Annotated in this window: 10 protein-coding genes; 9 read left to right on the forward strand and 1 reads right to left on the reverse strand. The window is 73.9% G+C overall.

From position 1 onward, the window contains the following. Positions 1-120 precede the first annotated feature (120 nt). Both BLA60_RS33650 and BLA60_RS33655 read left to right on the forward strand, forming a co-directional pair. On the forward strand, positions 121-1,194 hold the full coding sequence (locus BLA60_RS33650; RefSeq protein ID WP_075137088.1) for a DUF2855 family protein: 1,074 nt from the start codon (positions 121-123) through the stop codon (positions 1,192-1,194). A 9-nt stretch (positions 1,195-1,203) separates the two neighbouring features. Beyond that, positions 1,204-1,926 (forward strand): DUF2306 domain-containing protein, encoded by a 723-nt coding sequence (locus tag BLA60_RS33655; protein ID WP_084735638.1) that lies wholly within the window; start codon positions 1,204-1,206, stop codon positions 1,924-1,926. A 62-nt stretch (positions 1,927-1,988) separates the two neighbouring features. Here BLA60_RS33655 and BLA60_RS33660 read toward each other — a convergent pair whose 3' ends face one another. Next, the gene (locus BLA60_RS33660; RefSeq protein ID WP_075137089.1) at positions 1,989-3,341 is read right to left on the reverse strand and encodes an extracellular solute-binding protein; all 1,353 of its coding nucleotides are present in this window, start codon (positions 3,339-3,341) and stop codon (positions 1,989-1,991) included. A 396-nt stretch (positions 3,342-3,737) separates the two neighbouring features. Between BLA60_RS33660 and BLA60_RS33665 the strand changes: the two genes are divergently transcribed. From BLA60_RS33665 to BLA60_RS33695, 7 genes are read left to right on the forward strand one after another with little or no spacing between them, the layout of a single operon-like run. Continuing rightward, positions 3,738-5,261: a hypothetical protein gene (locus tag BLA60_RS33665; RefSeq protein WP_075137090.1), complete on the forward strand. Its 1,524-nt coding sequence runs from the start codon at positions 3,738-3,740 to the stop codon at positions 5,259-5,261. Then, a complete protein-coding gene (locus tag BLA60_RS45000) occupies positions 5,251-6,888 on the forward strand; it encodes a hypothetical protein (RefSeq protein WP_075137091.1) in 1,638 nt (545 codons plus the stop codon). The genes BLA60_RS33665 and BLA60_RS45000 overlap by 11 nt, the downstream gene beginning before the upstream one ends. 9 nt (positions 6,889-6,897) lie before the next feature. Beyond that, the gene (locus tag BLA60_RS33675; protein WP_084735641.1) at positions 6,898-11,463 is read left to right on the forward strand and encodes a DUF6603 domain-containing protein; all 4,566 of its coding nucleotides are present in this window, start codon (positions 6,898-6,900) and stop codon (positions 11,461-11,463) included. 16 nt (positions 11,464-11,479) lie between these two features. Next, positions 11,480-12,616, forward strand: coding sequence for a Kelch repeat-containing protein (locus tag BLA60_RS33680; RefSeq protein ID WP_075137092.1), 1,137 nt, complete (start codon positions 11,480-11,482; stop codon positions 12,614-12,616). Next, positions 12,613-15,741 (forward strand): hypothetical protein, encoded by a 3,129-nt coding sequence (locus tag BLA60_RS33685; protein ID WP_075137093.1) that lies wholly within the window; start codon positions 12,613-12,615, stop codon positions 15,739-15,741. The genes BLA60_RS33680 and BLA60_RS33685 overlap by 4 nt, the downstream gene beginning before the upstream one ends. Next, positions 15,722-20,938 (forward strand): hypothetical protein, encoded by a 5,217-nt coding sequence (locus tag BLA60_RS33690; RefSeq protein WP_075137094.1) that lies wholly within the window; start codon positions 15,722-15,724, stop codon positions 20,936-20,938. The genes BLA60_RS33685 and BLA60_RS33690 overlap by 20 nt, the downstream gene beginning before the upstream one ends. Beyond that, on the forward strand, positions 20,935-22,770 hold the full coding sequence (locus tag BLA60_RS33695) for a hypothetical protein (protein ID WP_075137095.1): 1,836 nt from the start codon (positions 20,935-20,937) through the stop codon (positions 22,768-22,770). Before BLA60_RS33690 ends, BLA60_RS33695 begins: the two co-directional genes overlap by 4 nt.

The following is a 22,770-nucleotide window of genomic DNA, read 5'->3' on the forward strand; positions in this document are numbered from 1 at the left end:
TCTTTGGCAGTGCGGAGCCGAACTCCGGTACCGGGAATCGCGCACGCGGCGAGATGTGCGCCGCGTCTCGTCCGGCCCACGATGGCTTCGCCGCGGAAAGGTCGCCAAAGGAGAGCCTTGATGACCACAGTGGACACTTGGGAACTGCTGACCAGGAAGGACGACCTGGCGGTCCGCGAGGTCCGCCCCGCGCCACGGCAGCGACTGGCCGACGGTCAGGTCCTGCTCGCGGTCGAGAAGTTCTCCATGACCATGAACACCATCACCTACACCAGGATGGGCGCCAGCGAGCTGCCCTTCTGGGAGGCCTTCCCCTCCCCGGACGGCTACGGCCGCACCCCCGTCTGGGGCTTCGTCCGGGTCGAGGACTCCCGCCACCCGGACATCACCGCCGGCGAGCGGTACTACGGCTGGGTCACGGCCGCGACCCACCACGTCGTCACCCCCGAACGCACCACGCGCGGGTTCGTCGACACCGCCCAGCACATCGCCTTCATGCCCACCTGGTACCGGACCTTCCAGCGCGTCGCCGAACCCGACGGTCTCGATGACCGGCGCGTGGTCTACCGCCAGATCTTCCCCGCCTCGTTCAACCTCGCCGACTTCCTCGTCGGGCAGGCCGCGGGCGGCGCGAAGTCCGTCCTGGTCACCAGCGCCTCCAGCAAGACCGCGATCGGCCTGGCCGAGGAGCTCATCGCCCGCCGCGCCCGCCTGCCGGTCAACGCCGTCACCTCCGCGCGCAACGTCGACTTCGTCCGGGCCCTCGGCTGCTACGACACCGTCTCCAGCTACACCGACCTCACCACCGCCTCGGTGTACGCGCCGGCCGTGTTCGTCGACTTCACCGGCGAGCACCGCAAGATGGCCGCCGTCTACGACCGGTTCCCCGGCGAACTGGCGCACACCGCCCTCGTCGGCTACACCCACCCGCTGTCCGAGCAGCAACCCCCGCCGCTGACCGAGCCGGAGCCGGAGATCTTCTTCACCCCGATCGTGGAGGAGCAGGCCGCCGCCGAGGAGGGCGAGGAGCGGTTCTACACCCGCTACCACGCCGCCGAGGACCGGTTCCTCACCTCCACCGAGCGCTGGCTCACCGTGCACCGTCACAGCGGCCCGGACGCGATCGTGGCGGGCTTCAACGCCCTGCTCGACGGACCCCAGCCGCCCGACGAGACGCACGTCTTCACACCGTAGGAGCAGCCCGTGACCCAGAACATCGAGCGGACCCCGCCGGCCGCCCCCGACGAACGGCCGGGCGGCGGGTTACCCCGCCAGCGGACCGTGACCGCCCGACCGGCGACGCCGTGGTGGCGCCGGCCGTGGATGATCCCGCTGTGGGTGATCACCGCGGCCTTCCTGTACCTGCAGATCAACCCGTTCGTCGGCACCCCGGAGGCGCAGGCACCGGTCCCGCCGCACGACAGCTTCCCGCCCTACTACACCCTGCTGATCGTCCACATGATCTTCGGCACGATCGCCATGCTGACGGTGTGCCTGCAGGTGTGGCCGTGGCTGCGCCGCCAGCACCCGGCCGTACACCGGATCAGCGGCCGGTTCTACGTCGGCGCGTCGGTCGTCGCCGGCATCTGCGGGCTGGTCATCATGCCGTTCGCCCCGGCGCCCGGCAAGATCGGCGTCACGATGTCCACCACGCTGTGGGTGGTCTTCACGGTGGTCGGCTACTGGGCGGTGCGCAACGGCCGCTACGCCATGCACCGCCGCTACATGCTGTACAGCTTCGCGCTGGTGATGAACAACGTGTGGGCGCTGTTCGCGTCGAAGGTGGTCTTCGGCCTGGAGCTGAGCTTCGACTTCACCTACTTCGCCGAGGGCGCGCGCTGGGTCGGCTGGGTGGTCAACCTGATGGCCGTGCAGTGGTTCCTGTACCGGACGGCGCGGCGCCCGGTGGAGGGCCCGGTGCGCTGACCCCCGGGACCGAACGACCAACGCCCGGCCGGGAGAACCCGGCCGGGCGTCCGGTGTCCTGGCTAGGAACCGACGGCGGTCCAGCCGGGGTCGCGGGGACCCTCACCCAGACAGGTCGCGGTGTAGTGGTCGAGTGCCTTCTGCGCCTCGGCACTCGCCCTGGCGAACCGCGCGCCCGGCTCGGCGCCCTGCTCCAGCACGTCGGCCATCGCCTCCATGACGGCCCGCTGGATGCCGTGCGAGCCGGGGTAGACCGGGGTGCTGGCGCCCGGCGACCGGTCGGTGCGGTCCAGCTGGCGGGTGGCCACGTGGTGGACGGGGTGCTCGGCGAACCAGCCCTCGCGTTCCAGCAGCGCGACCGCGCCCTTGGTGACCGGCGTGGAGCCGATGGTCCGGTGCCACTCGGCGGCGTGCTCGGCGGTGTTCAGGTACTGGATGAACGCCAGCGCACCGTCGCGGGTGGCCGCGTCGAGGCCCTCGGCCAGCCACAGCGCGTCACCGCCGACCCAGTTGCCGGCCGGGGCGACCCGCCCGTTGTGCGGCAGGACGCTCACCGCCAGCTCGAACCCGGCCTCGGCGGCCGCCTGGCCCATGAAGCCGCTCTCGAACGAGGAGCCGACCCGGAAGGCGACCTTGCGTTCGACGAACGCCGTGCCGCTGCCGACCCAGTCCTCCAGGCCGCCGGTGTGCAGGAACAGCCCGCGCTGGTGCAGGTCGCGCCACCACTGGACGTAGGCCATCAGCTCGGGCGTGGTGAGGTCGACGGTGGTGGCCCGCCCGGCGCGGCCGTTGTCGTTGTCCAGCAGCAGCCCGCCCTGCTGGGCGACCGCCTGCTGGAACAGCTTGCCATCGTTGGGCCAGGTGATGGCGTGGGCCGGTCCGCCGTCGAGTCGGGCGACCGCCTCGCAGGCCGAGGTCAGCTCGTCCCACGTGGACGGAATGGCCGCCACACCGGCGTCGCGCAGCAGCGAGGCGTTGGTGTAGAGCAGCATGGTCGAGAGCGTGAGCGGGACCGCGACGATCTCCCCGCCGATGCGGTAGAAGTCGTCGCAGGCGTCGACGAGGTCGTCGACGACGACCGGGTGCCCGAGGATCTCCGTGCGTCCGCCGATCTCCCGGGCCACCGAGGTGAACAGCGGGTGCCCGTCGGCGGTGACCGTGTCGATGGCCTGTTGGGAGGCGCCGGAGTAGTAGGAGGCGATGGTCGGTGGCCGGCCGGCCAGCGTCTCCCGGGACACCTCGGTCGGCAGGTCCTCGTAGTAGCAGCCCCGGACGTTGATCCGGTACTCCGGATGGGCTCGTTCGAATTCCGCCGCCCGTTTCCGAACCGGGTCGAGAAAGCCGGGGAACGGATACTCGGACAGCAGCGCGTCGATGACGATCGGTGGTGTGGCGGCTGCGGAGCTGGACGGCATGGGATCTCCAGTCTCTCGTCGGCATACGGATTCATGATGTGCGCCGGCCCGAGCGGGTCACATCTCCCGGGCTGCTGATCCGCCGTGCCCGAACGGGCAGCGGCGCACCGGTCGTTGACCCCAAAGGGTGGCTTTTGCGGACGGTCGATTGACGACGGTCCGTCCGGCGAGGATGCTGTCCGCACCGGCAGGCCGATTCCCGGCAGCCGCTGGATGATCATTTGTTCATCGAGGTGATCCCGTGGCCTCCGAGGAAATCAGAAATCTACGACAACGGGTCTCCCGGGAATTTCTCGGACGGCCCGGAATAATCGGCGTCGGGGTGGGCGCGAAGCTCGTCGGCGGCGACCGACCGGGCAGGCGGCCATCACGGTCTTCGTCCGGGAGAAGGTTCCGGTGGCCGCACTCGCCCCGGCAGACGTCCTCCCGCCGGACGTCGACGGGGTGCCGACCGACGTCCTGGTCATGCGCGACCCCCGCCCGGCCGGCGAACCGCTCGGCGCGGTCTACCCCGCCACCGACGACACCTTCGTCGACAACGCCCGGCACCGGCCGCTGACCGGCGGCGTCGCCATGCGCGGCAGCCTGGTCGAGGGCAACATCGGCACGCTGGGCTGCCTGCTGCACGCGGTGGGCGACCCCAACGCGGTCTACGCCCTCACCTGCCACCACGTGCTCGCCAGCGTCCTGCCGCGCTACAACGGCGACCGGGTCTACGACCTGACCGTGGCCCACGAACCGCAGGTCGGCACCACGGTGTGCGGGCAGAACGACCTGAAGACCCACTCGACGTGTTCCGAGGGCATCTTCGGCCGTTACGCCGGGGGCGTCGAGGACGCCGACTGCGACGTGGCGGTGGCCAGGGTCGACGGCGGCACCAGCTACTGCTACGACCTGCGCCAGGCCAGCGTGCCGGCCAGCGGCGACCCCGGCGACGACGACGTCGCGGTCACCGGCATCGCGCCGATGCCCACCAACCAGCAACTTGCCGACCGCAGTTACCTGGTCCGCAAACGCGGCGCGCGCACCGGCCTGACCGGCGGCTACGTCGTCGCGGCACACACCGAGGTGCTGTTCCCGGCCCCACCGCCCGACGGCGGCCCCGTCCGGGTGTGGGCGCGCGACGCGCTGGTGTTCGCGCCGCACCCCAACCCGGCGGTCCCCGCCGGCGAGCACACCCACTACCTGGCCGAGGGCGACTCCGGTTCGGTCACGGTGGACACCGCCAACCGCGTGCTGGGCCTCAACTTCGGGCGCGCGCTCGCCGGAGTGCTCCGCCCCGAGCTGCCCAACCCGCCGCCGAACGTCTACTTCGGCGTGGCGTTCCCGATCACGACGGTCATCGCCCGGCTCGGCGGGCTGGGCCTGACCCTGGCCGTCGGCACGGCCACCGAAGCGGGCGACTCGCACACCGTGCCCGGCCGCCCGACGGTCACCACGCTGGTCGACGGGGAACGGGTGGTGGTCCCGGTGCCCGAGCCGGTCGCGGTGACCACCGCCGCCGGGCCGCCGCCGGCCGGCGCCGACCGGCTCGGCGCCGACCTCGAACGCAGCGCCGGCGGGCGCGCGCTGCTGGCGTTCTGGCACACGCACGCCACCGAACTGCGCCAGCTGGTCAACTCCGACCGCCGGGTGGCGGCCGTCTGGCACCGCAGCGGCGGCTCGGCCGTCTACCAGGTGCTGCTGCGCGGTCTGCACGGCGGCACCCTCACGGTCCCGGCGACGGTCAACGGCCAGCCGCTGGGCCACTGCCTCGACCGGCTGCACGACGCGCTGCGTGCCGCCGCCGGGGAACCGCTGCGCGCGGCGCTGGACCGGCTGCGGCGCCGGCTGCCCGACCTCGCCGGCCTGACCTACCCGCAACTGCTGGCCGCGCTGGCCGACGAGTCCGAGGGAGAGCCGGTGCGCCATGGACACTGACGCCGAGCTGTACGCGGCGGCCGCGCGCGCCACCGAGCGGCTGCTGCGCATCCCCGGGGTGAACGCGGTCGGCGTCGGGCCGAAACGGGTGGGCGGCGTCGCCCAGGGCGTCGGCGCGATCCAGGTCCACGTCGACCACAAACGCCCACTGTCCGAAGTGGACAAAGTGGACCGGATTCCGGCCGAGATCGAAGGCCACCCCACCAACGTGGCCACCCTGATCAACCGGCGGTACGCCGCGCTGCCCGACCCGGCACCGGGCGAGTGTTACGGCAAACGGCAGCCACCGCCGGACATCGACACCCAGTTCAAGGACGCGGTGCTCGCCGGCGGCGGCCCGATCTCCGGCCGGGTCGACGAGACCCACCGGGGCACCATCGGCCTGCTGATGGAGGACGTCGCCGGCACCAACAAGAAGATCTACGCGCTGACCTGCTACCACGTGCTCTGCAAGCTCAGCGGCACCGGATCCGACCAGACGGTGGTGGCCGGCCCGGTGCGCGAGAAGGCGATCGTCGGGCAGGTCGACCCGAACGGGAGCTGCTCCTGCTCACACTGCTGCGACGACGGCTTCGGCGAGTTCGTGCAGGGCGAGGTCTTCGGCCACAGCTGGCGGGACATGGCGCTGGTGCGGCTGCGACCCGGCACGAAGTACATCGGCGGCATCAAGGCCCTCGGTCCGGTGGCGGGCATCGCGCCCAACCCCACCGTCGACCAGCTGAACAAGGACACCTACCTGGTCCGCAAGTACGGCAACGTCACCGGGAAGACCGGCGGGCGGGTCGTCTCGTCCATCATCGACCCCGGTGCGGGGGACCCGGTCGCGCACTTCGTCGTCGTGCCGCACATCCCGAAGGGCGCGGCCCCGGACAGCCTGCACTTCGCCGTCGAGGGCGACTCCGGCGCGGCCGTGGTCACCCCCGACACCCGGGTGATGGGCATGCTGACCGGCATCGGGACCTACGAGGCCAAGGAGTTCTTCCCCGGCACCGACGGCTTCGTGAACGCCACGCTGGTCGCGCCGCTGAGTGCGATCCTGATCCGGTTCCGCCAGCAGCTCGACCCGAAGTTCGACGTCACCCCGGTCCTGGCCACCAGCCCGAACGACATCCGCACCGTGCCGCCGAACGCGACCGCGCTGCTCGACGGCGAACAGGTCGCCGTGCGCATGCCCAGCGCAGCCGCCGTGGCCCAGGGACTGGCCCAGGGCCCGGGCGAGGCCGCCCGCCGCCCGCACGAGGTCCGCGACCGGGTGCGCGCCGACCTGTCGGCGAGCCCGTTCGGTCAGGAGCTGGTCCGGCTCTGGCTGCGTCACGGGCCGGAGGTGGTGGACCTGGTCAACCACGACCGGCAGGTGCTCACCACCTGGCACCGCAGCGGCGCCTCCGCCGTCCACCAGCGACTCGCCCGCCTGCCCGACACCGCCGCCCTGACCACCGCGCGGTTCCCCGCCACGGTCAACGACGCGCCGGTGGCCGACTGCGTGGCCAGGATGCACGCGGTACTCGCCCGCCGGGGAAGCCCCGCACTGCGGGCCGCGCTCGACTGGCTGGTCCCACGCCTGCCCGACCTGGCCGGCCTGACCTACCCGCAACTGCTTGACGTGTTCGACGGCACGAGGGTCTGAGGAGCGTCCATGGTGGACAGCGCGGGAACCGTGGAGCGGCTGGGACTGGAACTGGCCAGGGCGATCGGCGCCCTCGGCAACCGCCTGTCGGGCAACCGGCTGCTCGACCTGCTGGCCGAACTGGGCACCGTGTTCCCACCGGCGCTGGTGGCCAACCCGACGGTGAAGGCCGCGCAGCAGGCCGTGGCCACCGCCACCGGCGCGCTGGAACCCACCGCCACCGCGCTGCGCGACGCCGTCACCGCCGGCGACACCGCCGGGATCCTCGCACGCGGCGCGGAACTGCTCACCCGCTGCGGCCAGCTCGGCCCGGCCTACCAACAACTGGCCGGCGCCATCGGCACGGTCGGCCCGACCCTGCCCGGCGTGCCGGCCGACCAGGTCGCCGACCTGGTCGCCGACCTGCCGCGCAAGCTCCTCGACCTCGCGGTGCTGCACGTCGCCGACCCGGCCGGCCGGCTCACCGGCGTGTTCGGACTGTTCGGCCTGGCCGAGGTGACCAGGGTCGACGCCGACCCGGCCAACCCCGCCGGCGTGGACCACCAGCGCGTCGAGCTGCGCCTCGACCAGCTGCCGGGGCTGCTGCTCGACCCGATCGGCCAGCTCGGCCGCCGCTACGGCTGGGGCGGAGCGCTCGACGGCGAGAAACTGCTGGCGGCACTGCGTGACCTGCTGGAGGCCGCCCGGCTGCCGGTGCTGTTCGAGCCGGCCACCGGCGGGCAGCCGGCCCGGCTGGAGGCCTGGGCGGTCGACCTGACCGTCGACGGCGACGGCCTCGCGGTCAGCGTGGTCCTGCCGATCGGCGTCGAGGCCGACACCACCGTCGACGTCGTGCCGCCGCACTGGGTCCTGCACGTGACCGCCTCCGGCCTGATCCCGCCCGGCACCACCGGATCGCTGCGGCCACCGTTCCAGCTGGAGCTGACCCCACCGGACGGCCCGGCCGCGCTGCGCGGCGAACTGGCCCTGCTGGCCACCCCGCCCGAGCCGATCGTCCTGGTCGGCGTGGCCGGCGGGAGCCGGCTGGAGATCGGCGGCGTCGAGGTGCGCGCCGGCCTGGACCTGGAGTTCGCCGACGGCCGGCTGACCGGCGTGCCCACCATCGACGGCGAGCTGACCGGCGGGAAGCTGGTGATCGACGCCGGCTCGGCCGACGGGTTCCTGGCGACCCTGCTCGGCGGCGCGCGGCTGGAGGCCGGGTTCGCCGTCGGCTTCGCGTTCGACCCCGAACACGGGCTGCGTTTCCACGGCGGCGCCGGGCTCCAGGTCCAACTCCCGCTGCACCTCGAACTCGGCCCGGTCGACCTCACCGCGCTGCAGCTGGTCGCCATACCGGGGCCGGACGGGGTGCCGCTGGAGCTGTCGGCCAACCTCACCGCCGCGCTCGGCCCGCTCACCGCCGCCGTCGAACGCGTCGGTCTACTGGCCCAGCTGCGGTTCCCGGACGGCGGCGGCAACCTCGGTCCGCTGGACGTCACGTTCGGCTTCAAGGCGCCGACCGGGGTGGGCCTGTCGGTCGACGCCGGGATCGTCAGCGGCGGCGGCTTCCTGTACCTGGACCCGGAACGCGGCGAGTACGCCGGCGCGCTGGAGCTGACGTTCGCGGGGTTCGTCCAGGTCAAGGCGATCGGGCTGATCACCACCAGGATGCCCGACGGCTCCCAGGGCTTCTCGCTGCTGATCGTGCTCACCGCCGAGTTCGGCACCGGTCTGCAACTCGGGTTCGGGTTCACCCTGCTCGGCGTCGGCGGCATCCTCGGGCTCAACCGGCGGATGGACCTCGACGCGCTGACCGAGGGCGTGGTCTCCGGCTCGATCGACTCGGTGATGTTCCCCAAGGACGTGGTGGCCAACGCGCCCCGGATCATCAGCGACCTGCGCAGGTTCTTCCCGCCGGAGGACGGCACCTTCCTCGTCGGCCCGATGGCCAAGATCGGTTGGGGCACACCGACCCTGGTCAGCGTCTCGCTCGGGGTGATCGTCGAGATCCCGCCGGGCACCATCGCGATCCTCGGCGTGCTCGAATGCGTGCTGCCGAGCAAGGACGTGCCGCTGCTGGCGCTGCGGGTCGAGTTCGTCGGCGCGCTGGAGGTCGACCGGTCGCGGCTGTGGTTCTTCGCGAAACTGTTCGACTCGCACATTCTCACCCTGACCATCGACGGCGGCATGGGCCTGCTCGTCGACTGGAGCGCCGACCCCGACTTCGTGCTGACGGTCGGCGGGTTCCACCCCGCGTACACGCCGCCGCCGCTGCCGTTCCCGGTGCCGCCCCGGCTCTCGATCGACATCCTCAACGCGCCCGGCCGGCTGATCCGGGTGTCCGGCTACTTCGCGGTCACCAGCAACACCGCCCAGTTCGGCGCGAAGGCCGAGCTGCGGCTGGGTTTCGACGACTTCGGACTGACCGGCCACCTCAGTTTCGACGCGCTGTTCCGGTTCTCGCCGTTCTCGTTCGTCGTGGAGATCTCCGCCGGGGTGTCGCTCAAGGCCTTCGGCGTCGGCCTGTTCAGCATCGACCTGTACCTCCAGCTGGAGGGCATCTCGCCGTGGCGGGCGCACGGCCGGGGCTCGATCTCGTTGCTGTTCTTCGAGATCTCCGCCGACTTCGACATCACCTGGGGCGAGCAGCGCACCACCACCCTGCCGCCGGTCGAGGTGCTCGCCCTGCTGGAGGGGGAGGTCCGCAAGACCGAGGGCTGGCGGACCCGGCTGCCGGCCGGCGGCGGCGACCCGCTGGTGACCCTGCGCCAGCTCCCGCCCGGTGACCTCGTGCTGCACCCGCTGGGCAGCCTGTTCGTCCAGCAGCGGGCCATCCCGCTGGACGTGCGCCTGGACCGCGTCGGCGGGCAGCGGCCAAGCGACGGCAAGCGGTTCACCCTCGCCCCGGTGCCCGGCAGCGGCCTGGCCCAGGCGTCGGTGACCGGCGACCAGTTCGCGATGGCCCAGTTCCAGGACATGGACGACGCGACGAAGCTGTCCCGGCCGGCCTACGAACACCAGGACGCCGGGGTGGAGCTGGTGGCCGCCGACGGCGCCCTCGCCTCACCCAGGGTGGTCCGCCGCAGCGCCCGCTACGAACTGTCCATCATCGACACCGAGGCCCCGTCGACGCCCGCCGCGCGCGGGTTCCGGGTGCGGGCGGCGGCGACCCGACCGTCCCGGTTGTACAGTCCGCCGCCGGCCGTGTTCACCCAGCTGCTGGCCGGCAGCAGCACCGCGCGATCCCCACTGTCCCAACAGGAGTCCCGGCAGCGCCAGCCCTTCGCCGCCGAGCAGACCGTGCGGATCACCGGCGACCGCTACGTCGTGGCCCACCTGCGCAACAACCTCCAGGCGTTCCCGCCGGCCACCGCCAGCGCGACCTCGTCGAGCTTCCGCAGCGTGGCCTCCGCCGAGGACGCCCTGGCCGACTGGGTCGCCGCCGACCCGACCCTGGCCGGGCAGCTGCACGTGTTGCGCCAGGCCGAAACCGGCGGCGGTGAGCTCGCCGAACCCGGCCGGTGGTCGGCCGCCGGGTCGCCGCCGGTCGCCGTGTCCGGCACCGACCCCGTCCGGCTGACCGGCGGCACGGTCCTGCTGGCCGGCGGCGCGGACGCCACCGGCGCCGCGGTCACCACGACCGCCCTGTTCGACCCGGTGGCCAGGACCTGGGCCGGCGGCACCGCCGCCCCCGGCCCGCTGACGACCGCCCGCCGCCGGCACACCACCACCCGGATCAGCGGCGGCCGGGTCCTGGTCGCCGGCGGGCTGGGCACCGCCGCCGCGCCACTGTCCTCGGTCGAGGTGTTCGACCCGGCCACCGGCACCTGGACCACCCCGGCGACCGGGCTGACCGCCGCGCGCGCCGGCCACACCGCCACCTACACCGGCGGCACGCTGCTGGTCGCCGGCGGTACCGGCGGCCGGGGCGCGGCCCTCGCGGCGGCCGAACTCCTCGACCCGGCCACGCTGAGCGCGACCCCGACCGGGCCGCTGAACCACGCCCGGACCGGGCACGTCGCCGTCGCCCTCGACGACAGCGGCACGGTGCTGGTCGTCGGGGGCTCGGCGGGGGAGCGGGCGCTGGCGTTCTGCGAGCTGTACGACCCGGCCACCGGCACCTGGACCGCGACCGGCGACCTGCACGACCCGCGCGCCGGCCACCAGGCGACCCTGCTGCCCGACGGCCGGGTCCTGGTCACCGGCGGCGACGCCGTGCCGGCCGTCCCGTACCGGGTCGAGGCCCTCGCCACCGCCGAGGTGTACGACCCGGCGACCGGCGCGTGGACCAGGGTCGCCGACCTGCCCGGCGGCGGACGCAGCGGCCACCGCTGCGTGCGCACCCCGCGCGGCGCCGTCGTGCTCGGCGGGGTCGGCCGGCCGGGCGCCACCGCCGGGTACCGGGCCGCCGCCGTGTTCGACCCCCCGACCGGCACCTGGACGGTGACCGGCGCACTGGACACCGGCCGCTGGGACGCCCCGGCCGTGGACCTGGCCGACGGCCGGGTGCTGGTGGCCGGCGGCCGGGCGCTGGCCGGGCCGGCCGCCCCCGGCCAGGACGAGCTGGCCACCACCGCGGAGCTGTACCTGCCATGACCGGAAAGGCATCACGATGACCAGCACCCTCGCCGACGAGTGGTCGGCCGCCCCCGATTACGCCGTCGCCGCGAGCTGGCAGGGCCAGCACGACACCGCCGTGACACTGACCGGCGGCACGAAGATCCTCGTCGCGGGTGGCGCCGACGCGGCCGGGGTGAGCGTGAAGCAGAGCGCCGTGTTCGACCTGGCGCAGGGCAGCTGGCAGGCCACCGCCCTGCTCGGCGCCGCCCGGCAGCTGCACGCGCTGACCCCGCTGGCCAACGGCCGGGCCCTGGTCACCGGCGGGCGCGCCGGACCGGCGGGTGCCCCGCTGCGCACCGCCGAGATCTTCGACCAGGCCACCAACACCTGGACCGCCGTCACCGCCCAGCTGGCCGTCGGCCGCTTCGCGCACAGCGCGGTCGCCCTGTCCAACGGCAAGGTCCTCGTCGCCGGCGGTATCGGCGCCCGCCCGGGCGGCGGGCTGATGGCGTTGCGCTCGGCCGAGCTGTTCGACCCGGCCACCACCACCTGGACCACCGTCGAGCGGGACATGGCCGACGCCCGCGCCTGGCACACCGCGATCGCGTTGCAGAGCGGCGCCAAGGTCCTGGTGTGCGGCGGTCGCGTGCCGGTCGGCCCGGACGAGGACGCCGACCTCGCGTTCTGCGAGCTGTACGACACCGCCACCGCGACCTGGCAACCCACCGGCAGCCTGCGCCACCCGCGCAGCGCGCACGCCGCCACCGCCACCGGCGCCACCACCGCCCTGATCACCGGCGGGCGCGCGCCAGGACCGGCCGGCGACGGCTACGACCCGTTCGCCCGCGCCACCGCCGAGGCCTACGACCTGGCCGCCGGCGCGTGGCACGACGTGGCCGCGATGCCGGCCGGCCGGGCACTGCACCGCGCGGTACCGCTGGGTTCCGGGGCGGTGCTGGTCGTCGGCGGCGCCGACCACGAGACCAACGAGACCGGTTACCGGGGCGCGCTGCGGTTCGCCGCCGGGGCGTGGACGCCCTACGCCGGCCTGGACGAGGGCCGGTGGGCGTTCGCCGCCGCGTCCTCCGGCGCGAAGGTCCTCGTCGCGGGCGGCGTCGCCCGCACCGGTCTCGCGGCGGCGGCCGGTCCCGTCGAGCTGACCGGATCGGCCGAACGGAGCGGAACGTGAGCGCCGGCGCCTACTCGTTCCTGCCGTGGCTGCGGGCCGGGCTCTCGACCAGGATCGCCGGCCCGCCGGGGATCGAGCGGGCGACCGTCCCGGTGCGCCTGGACCTGACCGGCGACCCGCTGACCGCCGGCGCCCCGCCACCGCACCGGCTGGTCGAACAACCGGTGCGGCTCTACGGGCCGGGCGACGTGCTCGGCGTGGACCCGCGGGCGATCTCGCGGACCGAACCCCGGCCCTTCGCCACCGACTTCGAGCCGAACTACCTGGCGCACATCGAGTTCTACCAGGAGGACTACGCCTGGCGGTACAGCCCGGCCGCGCCGGACGCGGCCACCCGGCGGCTGGCCCCGTGGCTGGCGCTGGTGGTGTTGACCGACGGCGCCGAGACCGGGGTCGCCGAGTTCGAGGACGGCGTGGCGGACGGCCGTCCGCTGCCGTTCGTCACCGTCACCGCCCCGGAGGCGCTCCAGCCGCCGGGCGAGCTGGGCGCGTGGGCGCACGTGCACGTCAACGGCGCGCTGGACACCCCGCTGGCGATCGACGACCCGCTCGCGATGGGCACCTCGCTGAGCGCCCTCGCACGGGTGTTGCGCGACGAGCCGGACTCGGCGTGCTGCCGGGTGATCTGTCCCCGGCACCTGCGGCCGAGCACCACTTACCACGCGTTCCTGGTGCCGGCGTTCGAGACCGGGCGGCAGGCCGGGCTGGGTCTGGTGCCGGCCGCGATCCCGGCCACCACACCGGCCTGGGGCCAACCGGGAATGCCCTTTCCCGGCCAGCTGCCCTACTACCACCGCTGGTCGTTCGTCACCTCCACGACCGGCGACTTCGAGTACCTGGTGCGGCTGCTCAAACCGGTCGAGGCGTTGGACCCGATCGGCCTGCGGGACATGGACGCGCACCGCTCCCCGGGGTTCGGCCTGCCCGGCCTGACCACCCCGACCCAGCCGGACGGCGTGCTGCGCCTGGGCGGCGCGCTGCGGCTCACCGACTCCGACGCGGTCATCGACCTGTACGAGAACTGGGACAACTACTACGGTCCCCAGCCGCCGCCGACGCCCGCGCCCGTGCCGCCGGCCCCGCCGTACCCGAACCAGTGGCAGCGCGCGCTCGCCGGACTGATCAACCTCGCCGAGGCCTACCAGCACCAGACCACCGCCGAGGCGAACACCGCGCTCGCCACCGGTGCCACCGGGTTCGCCGACCTCGCCGACCAGGTCGACCCGGTGATCACCCCACCGCTGTACGGCCGCTGGCACGCGCTCACCTCCACCCTGATCACCCGCCCCGACGGCACCCCCGTGCCGCCGGCCCAACTGCACAACTGGGTGCACCGGCTCAACCTCGACCCGCGCTACCGGGTCGCCGCTCACTTCGGCACCAAGGTCGTCCAGGCGCGCCAGGAGGAGCTGATGGCCGCCGCCTGGCAGCAACTCGGCGAGGCGCAGCGGGCCAACGCCAGGATCCGGGCCGCCCAGCTGGCCAGGGAGATCGGCACCGTGTTGCACGCCAAGCACTTCCAGCCCCAGTCGGGAACCGTGCCGGGAGTCGCCGACGACGAGCCGCTGGCCAACGGGCGGGCGCTGACCCTCACCGCGCCCGCCCACCCGACCGTCCTCGACCGCCCGGAGACGGCCGGCGCCGACGAACTGCTCGCCGTCGGGTTCAAGGTGTCCCGCAGCCGGGTCGCCGCCGCCCCGGTGTCCCCGCCCATGCGCCGGATCACCCGCCCCGGTGCCCGGCTGATGAAGACCCTGCGCGTCTCGCTGGACACCCTGGTGACCCGCATCGACGAACAACGGATCGCCGCCGCGCCCACACCGGCCACCCCCGCCGGCCTGGTCACCCCGGCGATGCTGGCCGCCCGCCTGCCCGCCGGCACCCTCGCCGAACCGGACGAGGTGCTCGCCGGGGCGCTGCGCGCCCTGGACGAGACCTTGCGGGCGGCGGCCGTCGACGACGACGAGGACCGGCCGAAGCTGGAGGTCGCCGGCACCACCACCTCGGTGTTCACCGGGCTGAACGCCGACACGACCGTCCTCGACGAGATCCTCGCCTCGGTGAACCTGCCGGACCGGTTGGCGCCCAAGGACAACACGCTGACCGAGGTGATGGCCTACCCGGTGTTCGACACACCCATGTACACCGAGCTACTGGCGATGTCGACCGACACGTTCGTGCCCAACCTGGGGCTGCTGCCGCCGAACTCGGTGACCCTGCTGGAGAACGACCGCCGCTTCATCGAGTCCTACCTGGTCGGCCTCAACCACGAACTGGCCCGCGAGATGCTCTGGCGCGAGTTCCCGACCGACCTGCGCGGCACCCCGTTCCGCCAGTTCTGGGACCCGCGCGCCGCACCGGCCCTGCCCGGCGAGTCGGCCGACCAGCGACGCGAACGGCTCTACGACATCCCGCCGATCCACCGGTGGGGCCCGACCGCCCTGCTCGGCAACAACCCCAACCCCCAGCCCGAACCCGACGACCCGCCGCCGCCGGCGAACCTGGTGCTGGTGATCCGGGGCGACCTGCTCCGCAAGTACCCCACGACCGCCGTCTACGCGCACAAGGCCGCCTGGCCGGACAAGCCGAACCAGCCCGGCGTGCCGGACACGAGCGGCGAGCGGGAGCTGGCGCCGCTGCCGACCGGCGAGGACCCGCCGCGCACGCTGGTCCGGCTGCCGATCTACGAGGCGAAGGTCGAGCCGGACATCTACCTGCTCGGGTTCGACCTCGACGCGCCCACCGCCCGGGGCGACAACGGCGACCTCGGCTGGTTCTTCGTCCTCAAGGAACGCCCGGGCGACCCCCGGTTCGGGGTGGACGAGGACCCGCCCGGCGGGCCGGGCCCGGTCGAGGTGTGGAACGACCTGACCTGGGGCCGGGTCGACCCGCCGCCGGCACGCGGGTTCATCCGGTTCGACAGCGGCGCGCGGGTCACGCTCGACCCGTTCAACCACGACCCGGACGACCAGGAGAAGACCGAGCAGCGCGCCGACGACGACCACGTCCGGGCGTGGCAGTCGGACATCAGCTCCGCCGACGTCGCCTACATCCTTTTCCAGGCACCGGTTCTGGTGGCCATGCACGCACAGGAGATGTTGCCGGATGCCCCCACTCAGCCTTGACTTCCCGGTGCTGCTCGGACCGGTCCGGGTGGAGACCCGGTACACCCCCACCGAACTGCTGATCCGGGTGTTCCCCGACGAGTGGTCGGTGAACAAGTTCGAGCCGCGACCCACCGCCGCCGAACTCGCCGCCCTGGACGCCTACTGGACCGGGCTGTGGGCCAGCGGCGGGTCGCCGGTGGGGGAGCAGGCCGCCTGGCACCAGCTGGTCACCCGGGTACCGGCCGGCCGCGCGGGCTGGCTGCTCGGGGCCCGTGCCCCGGCGAACCCGGCCGACCGTCCGGTCGGCGTCCCGGCCGGCACGGCCGTGCTGGTGATCGTCAGCGAGCAACCGCCGGCAGCGGCCGACCGGCCGGCGACCGTCGCCTACTGGACCGCCGTGTGGCGCGCGCACGGCGACCGCGCCGCACTCGCGAACGCCGAGATCGCCCTGCTGGCCGCCGTCGGCGCGACCAGGGCCACCGCCATCCGCGCCCGCCGGCCCTCCGGGGTGGACGCCGCGCCGGCCACACCGGGTGACGCGGTGGTGGTGGCGTTCCTGGTCCTGCCGGCGGTGCCCGGCGACCAGATCGCGCCACGGTCGTGGACGGTCGCCGCGACCGCCGCGCTGCTGCCCGACCGGTTCACCTTCTACGGCTACGCCGGCGGCACCCAGGTGTTCGCGAGGACCGGTGAGCCGGTCCGGCCCGGCCTGGCCGTCAGCCCCGACCCCGGCGAACCGTCGCCGACACAGCTGCGGGTCGACGAGACCGCCGGAACCCTGTTCGTGCCACCGAACCTGCGCTGGCTGACCGAGTTCCAGGAGGCCGTCACCGCCGGCATGGGCATCCGGATCACCCGCACCGCCGAGTTCCCCGGCGGCCTCGACCGGCTGGTCGTGGTCGGGCTGCGGGAACAGGCCACACCCGCGCAGACCGCGACCGCCCTCGCCGGCCTGCTCACCGACCAGCTGCACAGCCCGGCCGGGTTCGCCTTCCTGCCGCAGGGCACGCCGACCAACAACTCCGAACAGGCCCCCGCCGGCCAGGACCGCTTCGCCGAGGCCGACTCCGGGCTCGCCGCCGCCGGGTTCACCGCCACCACCGACGAGACCACCAGGACCGACGGCCAGTGGTTCGCCGACCTCCTCGGCCTCGACCCGGCCGTGCTGACCGGCGTGCCGGGCGCCGGGGGCACCGACCGGCGCGACGCCCGCGCCGCGCACACCGTGCTGTGGCCGGCGACCTGGGGCAACTACCTGCCGGCGCTGCTCAACGGCGTGCTCACCGGCGACCAGATCGCCCAGACGCGGGAGTTCTTCCTGGCCAACGTGTCCGGCCGGGGCCCGCTGCCGGCGGTGAAGATCGGCCGCCAGCCCTACGGGATCCTGCCGACGACCGTGTTCTCCCGGCTCGTCTTCCCCGCCACCGCCCCGCACCGCGCCGCCCTCAACGCCGTGCTCACCGACCTCGCCGCAGACTGGACCGCGGCCCTGTCCCAGGTCGCCAGCCTCGACGACCCGGGACCCGACCGGCAGCAGACCCTGCTCGACATCCTGGCGCTGCACCCCACCTCGGCCGAGTACCGCTTCCGTTACGCCCAGAGCGTCGAGGCGCTCGCCGGCCCCGCCACCAACGGTGAACTGGACGGCGAACTGGCCGGCCTGACCGCGCCGCTGCGCGCCGTGCTCACCCGGCTGGGCGCCGGCACGGCGACCGACCCGGACCTGCTGCGCCGCCTGTTCGCCGCCGACGCCCACCCGCTGCTCGTACCGGTGGTCGACGACCGGCCCCTGTCGGAGACCAACCTGATCCGCCCGTACACCGCCGACGGCCACGACTACCTGACCTGGCTCGCCGACAGCGACCTGGACACCATCCGCGACGAGCGGGGCTTCACCGACGACCTGCCGCCGGAGTCGCTGCTGTACCTGCTCGCCCGGCACGCCGTGCTGCTGGCGTGGGCGGAGTCCGCGCGCCGGCTCGCGCTGGCCACCCCCGGCGCCGAGGTCCCCGACACCCGCGACGCCCCGTTCGTCCACGTGCGCACCGCGACGGGGCGCCAGCCGATCCCCAGCGAGAGCCGCTACCGCACGCTCTACAGCACCGACCCGGCACTGACCGGCGGCCAGGACCTGCTGGTGCACCAGTACCTCCGCGACGTCCTCGACATCCACCCGGCCGCCGCCGACCAGGCCGAGCAGGCGGCGGCGCTGCGGGTCCTGGCCGGACTGTCCACGGCGAAACTGGAGCGGGTCTTCGCCGAGCACGTCGACTGCGCGACCTACCGGCTCGACGCCTGGCGCCTGGGCCTGGCCAACGAGCGCCTCGCCGAGCTGCGCTACGGCCAGGACGGCACCGCGACCCCCACCCAGGGCCTGCACCTGGGCGCCTACGGCGTGCTGGAACACCTCACGCCCAACGACGAACCGACGCGGACGGCCACCGTCCCACCCGACCTCACCGCCGTGTTCGGCACCGACCCCATCCCGATCGACCCGCACAACGACGGCTACGTGCACGCCCCGTCCCCGGCACACGCCCGCACCGCGGCGGTCCTGCGCGCCGGCTACCTCGCCAACGCCGCGCGGGGAAGCGAGAACGTGTTCGCCGTCAACCTCAGCTCCGAGCGGGTCCGGCTGGCGCTGACCATCGCCGACGGGATGCGCCAGGGCCAGTCGCTGGCCGCGCTGCTGGGCTACCGATTCGAACGCGGGCTGCACGACCGCCGCGCCGGCCTCGACGCGCTCATCGCCGCCCTGCGCCTGAAGTTCCCGTTGCGTGCCAACAAGATCGACGAAACCGCGCCGACCCCGGACGACCCGGCCGTGCCCACCAGCATCGACCAGGTCGAGGCCCGCAACGTCATCGACGGGCTCGCACTGCTGCGGCGCGCCAACGACCTGCGCGCCGCCGACCCCACCGAGGGCGCCGACGACTACCCGTACGGCTACGACGACCTGCCCGACGCCACCGGCCAGCAGGTCCTCGACCTGCGCGCCGAGGTGCTGGCGCTGCGCGACGTGCAGGACGCGGTCGCCGACCTCGCCGTCGCCGAGGGCACCCACCAGGCGTTGCAGGGCAACACCGAACGGGCCTCGGCCGCGCTGGACGCCTACACCAGGGAGGGTCTGCCGCCAGCGCCGTCGGTGGTCGAGACCCCGCGCAGCGGCACCACGCTCACCCACCGGCTCGCCGTGCAGTTCACCCCCGGTCTCGGCCCCGACCACGGCGCCCCGCTGCTGCGCCACAACCCTCCCCGCGCGCAGGCCGAACCCGCCGTCAACGACTGGCTGCCGGCCGTGCTGCCCAAGCCGGCGAACGTGGTCGCCAGGGTCAGCTGGACCAAACCCAACGGCACCGCCGACCACCGCGACGTCAGCCAGGAGGAGGCCGGCCTGTCGCCGATCGACCTGCTGTCGACGCTGCGCCCCACCGACGACGCGGCGATGGCCGACCTGGACGACCGGATCATCGGTGTGGTCGTCGCGAAGTCCAACCCCCGACCGGACCGGGTCCTGAGCATCGACTACACCACCCGGGTCCCGGACAAGGTCACCTTCTTCGAGCTGTCGCCGCTGGTCGCGGCCGTGCGCACGCTGCTGACGACCGCCCGGCCGCTGCGCGCCAGCGACCTGACCCCCGCCGCCGGCGCCACGGCCGTCGACCGTGCGGCCGACGACGTCGTGTCGCTGTCGCGGGACCGGCCGGCCGCCGTGCTCGCCTCGCTGGACGACCTCGCCGAGGACGTGGCCGATCTCGTCGCCGACCTCGGCGAGCTGTACCCGGAGGGCGCCCCGCCGGACCGGCCCGACGTGCTCGCCGGCATCGACACCTACCTGACCCGCTACGCCGTGCTGGCCGCGACCGCCGGCGGGTTCGGTCTGCCGCGCAGCGGCTGGAGCGAGCTGACCCTGTGGCGGCGCGCCCAGTTCACCGAGCTCCTGGCCGCCGTCGCGGCACTGGCGGCGCGGATGGCCGGCGCGCTGGCCAAGGCCAACGCTCTGCTCGACCAGTACGACCGCCTGCCGGCCTCGACGCCGACCGAGGACCGGTTCCTGCTGTTGGAGCGGGCCGAACGGCTGCTCACGACCACCACCGCGCCGCGCCCGGCGACCCCCACCCAGCTGCGGACCAGGGTGCGGACCCTGCGGACCGCGTTCACCAGCCGGGTCACCGGCCTGACCCAGGTCGCCGGCACCACCAGGACGACCATCAGCGGCCTGCTCACCGAGGTCGCCGGCAAGCTCCCGCCGGCCGACTACGACCCGATCGGCCTGGACCTGACCCCCTACCAGGACCGGATCGTCGCCCTCGGCCTGGACCTGCTGACCAGAGCCGGGAAACTCGCCGGTGAGCTCGACGCCCGGCGCGCCGCCGCGACCGCCGCCCTGGACCGCTACGACCAGGCGGCCACCGGCCCCGACCGGGTCCGCGCCGGGACCGACGCGCTGACCGGCCTGCTCGGCGAGGACGTGCTGGTGGTGCCCGAGTTCACCCCGCCGACGCCGGTCATGCAGCAGTGGCGCCGCGCCCGCGACGACAGCGACGACCTCGTCGAGCACCTGCGCGCCACCCGCGACTTCCCGGTCGACGACTGGCTGCACGGCCTGGCCAGGGTCCGTGACAAGCCCAGGCTCTGGGAGCGGACCATCCTGCTGGCCGACGCGCTGCTCGGCCCGGGAGGGCTGCTCGGCACCGGCATCCTCGGCTGGAAGGAACCCCAGCTCACCCCCATCCAGCTGCCCAGGGTCGAGGGCGACCACTGGCTGGGCCTGGAGTTCGCCCACGACCCGAACCTGCCCGACCCGCTCGACCAGGACCGCCTGCTGTTCACCGCGCACTACGCCACCGGCCTGACCAGCGGCCGGCAGTGCGGCCTGGTGCTCGACGAGTGGACCGAGGTGGTCCCGGCCGAGCGTGAGACCACCGGCATCGCCGTGCACTACGACGGCCCGGACTCCGAACCGCCGCAGACGATGCTGCTGGTCGTCCCGCCGGAACGGGTGCCGGGTGGCGCGTGGGCGCTGACCGACCTGGTCGAGGCGGTCACCGAGACCCTCGACCTGGCCAGGACCCGCGCGGTGGAGCCCGAACACCTCGGCGGGAGCGCGCTGGCGCACCTGCTGCCGGCCACCGTCCTGTCGGCGACCCGGCGGCAGGTGACCGTCGGCACCGACCTCGCCACCGCCAACCTGCGCTGGAAGGCCCGCCGATGAGCTTCGCCGACGACCTCGCCGCCCGCCGCGACCCCACCGTCGGGGTGTGGAACCGCCTGGAGGGCCGGCCGCGCACCACCGACTTCACCCGCGCGCTGCGCGCCGAGGTCCGCGACCCGCTGTGGCTGCTGACCCGCCAGTGGCAGCTGGGGGAGTTCCGGGGCACCGACGGCGGTTCGCCGGTGACCGCGACCTACTCGCTGGCCCAGTCCCGGCCCTCCCGGTTCCGCCCGCACGGTGGACCGCCGACCGACCTGCCGACCGACCGTCCACTGGAGACCGTCGCCGAGCGGCGCCGGCTCCCGTTCACCTACGGCCAGGAGAAGCTCGGCTTCGACCTGCGGCTGGCGATCGGGCACCGCTGGTTCAAGCTGCTCGACCGGTTCGGCCTGCTGGGCAACGTGGTCTTCAAGTTCGAGCAGCAGTACGCCAACCGGTACCCGATCACGCTGCCCACCGACGCGGACGCCACCCAGCGGGCCAACCCGACCGTGTGGGCGACCATGCAGGCCGTCGCCGGGCGCCGCATGGACGGCTACCCGCTGTACCTCCACGTCAAGGGCGGCGGTCAGGCCGACGACGGCATCAACACGATCCCGCTGCTGCACCACGCCGCGTTCGTCGACGCCGGCAAGCGGCTCGTCGCCTGGTTCGACGCGCTGATCGACCAGCCGGGTGGGGTCACCCCGGACCGGCCCGACGGTGACACCGCCTGGGACCCGAGCCGGCTCGAACACCGGTTCTCGGTGTCGCTGGCCGCGTCCGGCGGCGGCGAGAAAGTCGTGACGGCACAGGAGTATCCGGGCGGCGAACTGGACTGGCACGCGTTCTCGGTCGACCAGGACGGCCCACCGCTGGGAGGCGTCGCGCCGGCCGGGCCGACGCTGTCCAGGACGGTGTTCCCGGCGCCCGTGCGGTACTCGGGGATGCCGCTGCCCCGGTGGTGGGCGCTGGAGGACGGCCGGACGAACTTCGCCTCGGTCCGCCCGTCGAGCACCGACCTGGCGCGCCTGGTGTTCCTGGAGTTCGCGCTGGTGTTCAGCAACGACTGGTACCAGCTGCCCTGTGATCTGCCGGCCGGCACCATGGCGCGGGTCCGTGCCCTGGTGGTCACCGACGTGTTCGGTGCCCGGGAGTGGCTGGTGCCGGCCGGCGCCGGGGCCGACCAGGACTGGCAGCGCTGGTCGATGTTCACCCTGGACACCATCGGCGACCGGGACGTGCCGGCCGACACCGACCTGTTCCTGCCGCCGAGCGTGCCCCAGGTCGCCGTCGGGCCGGCGCTGGAGGAGGTGGCGCTGATCCGCGACGAGAACGCGAACCTGGTGTGGGGCATCGAACAGACCGTCCGCCAGCCCACCGGTGACCCGAGGCGGGGAAGCGAGGCGGCGGCCGAGATCGTGGCCTACCGCCGCCGCCTCGTCGACCCCACGCCACCCGCCGACGACGACGACCCGCCGCGCGCTGCCCTGTCCTACCAGGCGATGAACAGCATCCCGGAACACTGGATCCCGTTCATCCCGGTCCGCGTCCCCGGCGACAACCGCGAGATCCGGCTCCAGCGCGCCGCCCTGCCCGGCGTCGTCGACGGCGAACCGGTCCGGCCGCGAACCTCGTTGCTGCGCCAGGGATTCGACCGGGGCGAGCAGTACTTCGTCAACGAGGAGGAGGTGCCGGCCGCCGGCACCCGCCTGTCGCTGGCCTTCAACCGCACCCGCTGGCGCGACGGCCGGGTCGCGGTGTGGCTCAGCGCCAGCCGGGGCCAGGGTCGGGGTGAGGGCTCCAGCGGCCTGGGTTTCGACCTGCTCGTCGACACCCCGCTCCCGGAGTGA

This window comes from Actinophytocola xinjiangensis, assembly GCF_001921215.1.
In the GTDB taxonomy this organism is placed as follows: Bacteria; Actinomycetota; Actinomycetes; order Mycobacteriales; family Pseudonocardiaceae; genus Actinophytocola; species Actinophytocola xinjiangensis.

Bases quoted from the DNA above. Each gene is read 5' to 3' on its own strand.
- BLA60_RS33690 (WP_075137094.1), top strand. From the start codon at position 15,722: ATGCCCCCACTCAGCCTTGACTTCCCGGTGCTGCTCGGACCGGTCCGG.
- BLA60_RS33650 (WP_075137088.1), top strand. From the start codon at position 121: ATGACCACAGTGGACACTTGGGAACTGCTGACCAGGAAGGACGACCTG.
- BLA60_RS33660 (WP_075137089.1), bottom strand. From the start codon at position 3,341: ATGCCGTCCAGCTCCGCAGCCGCCACACCACCGATCGTCATCGACGCG.
- BLA60_RS33695 (WP_075137095.1), top strand. From the start codon at position 20,935: ATGAGCTTCGCCGACGACCTCGCCGCCCGCCGCGACCCCACCGTCGGG.
- BLA60_RS33675 (WP_084735641.1), top strand. From the start codon at position 6,898: ATGGTGGACAGCGCGGGAACCGTGGAGCGGCTGGGACTGGAACTGGCC.
- BLA60_RS33680 (WP_075137092.1), top strand. From the start codon at position 11,480: ATGACCAGCACCCTCGCCGACGAGTGGTCGGCCGCCCCCGATTACGCC.
- BLA60_RS45000 (WP_075137091.1), top strand. From the start codon at position 5,251: ATGGACACTGACGCCGAGCTGTACGCGGCGGCCGCGCGCGCCACCGAG.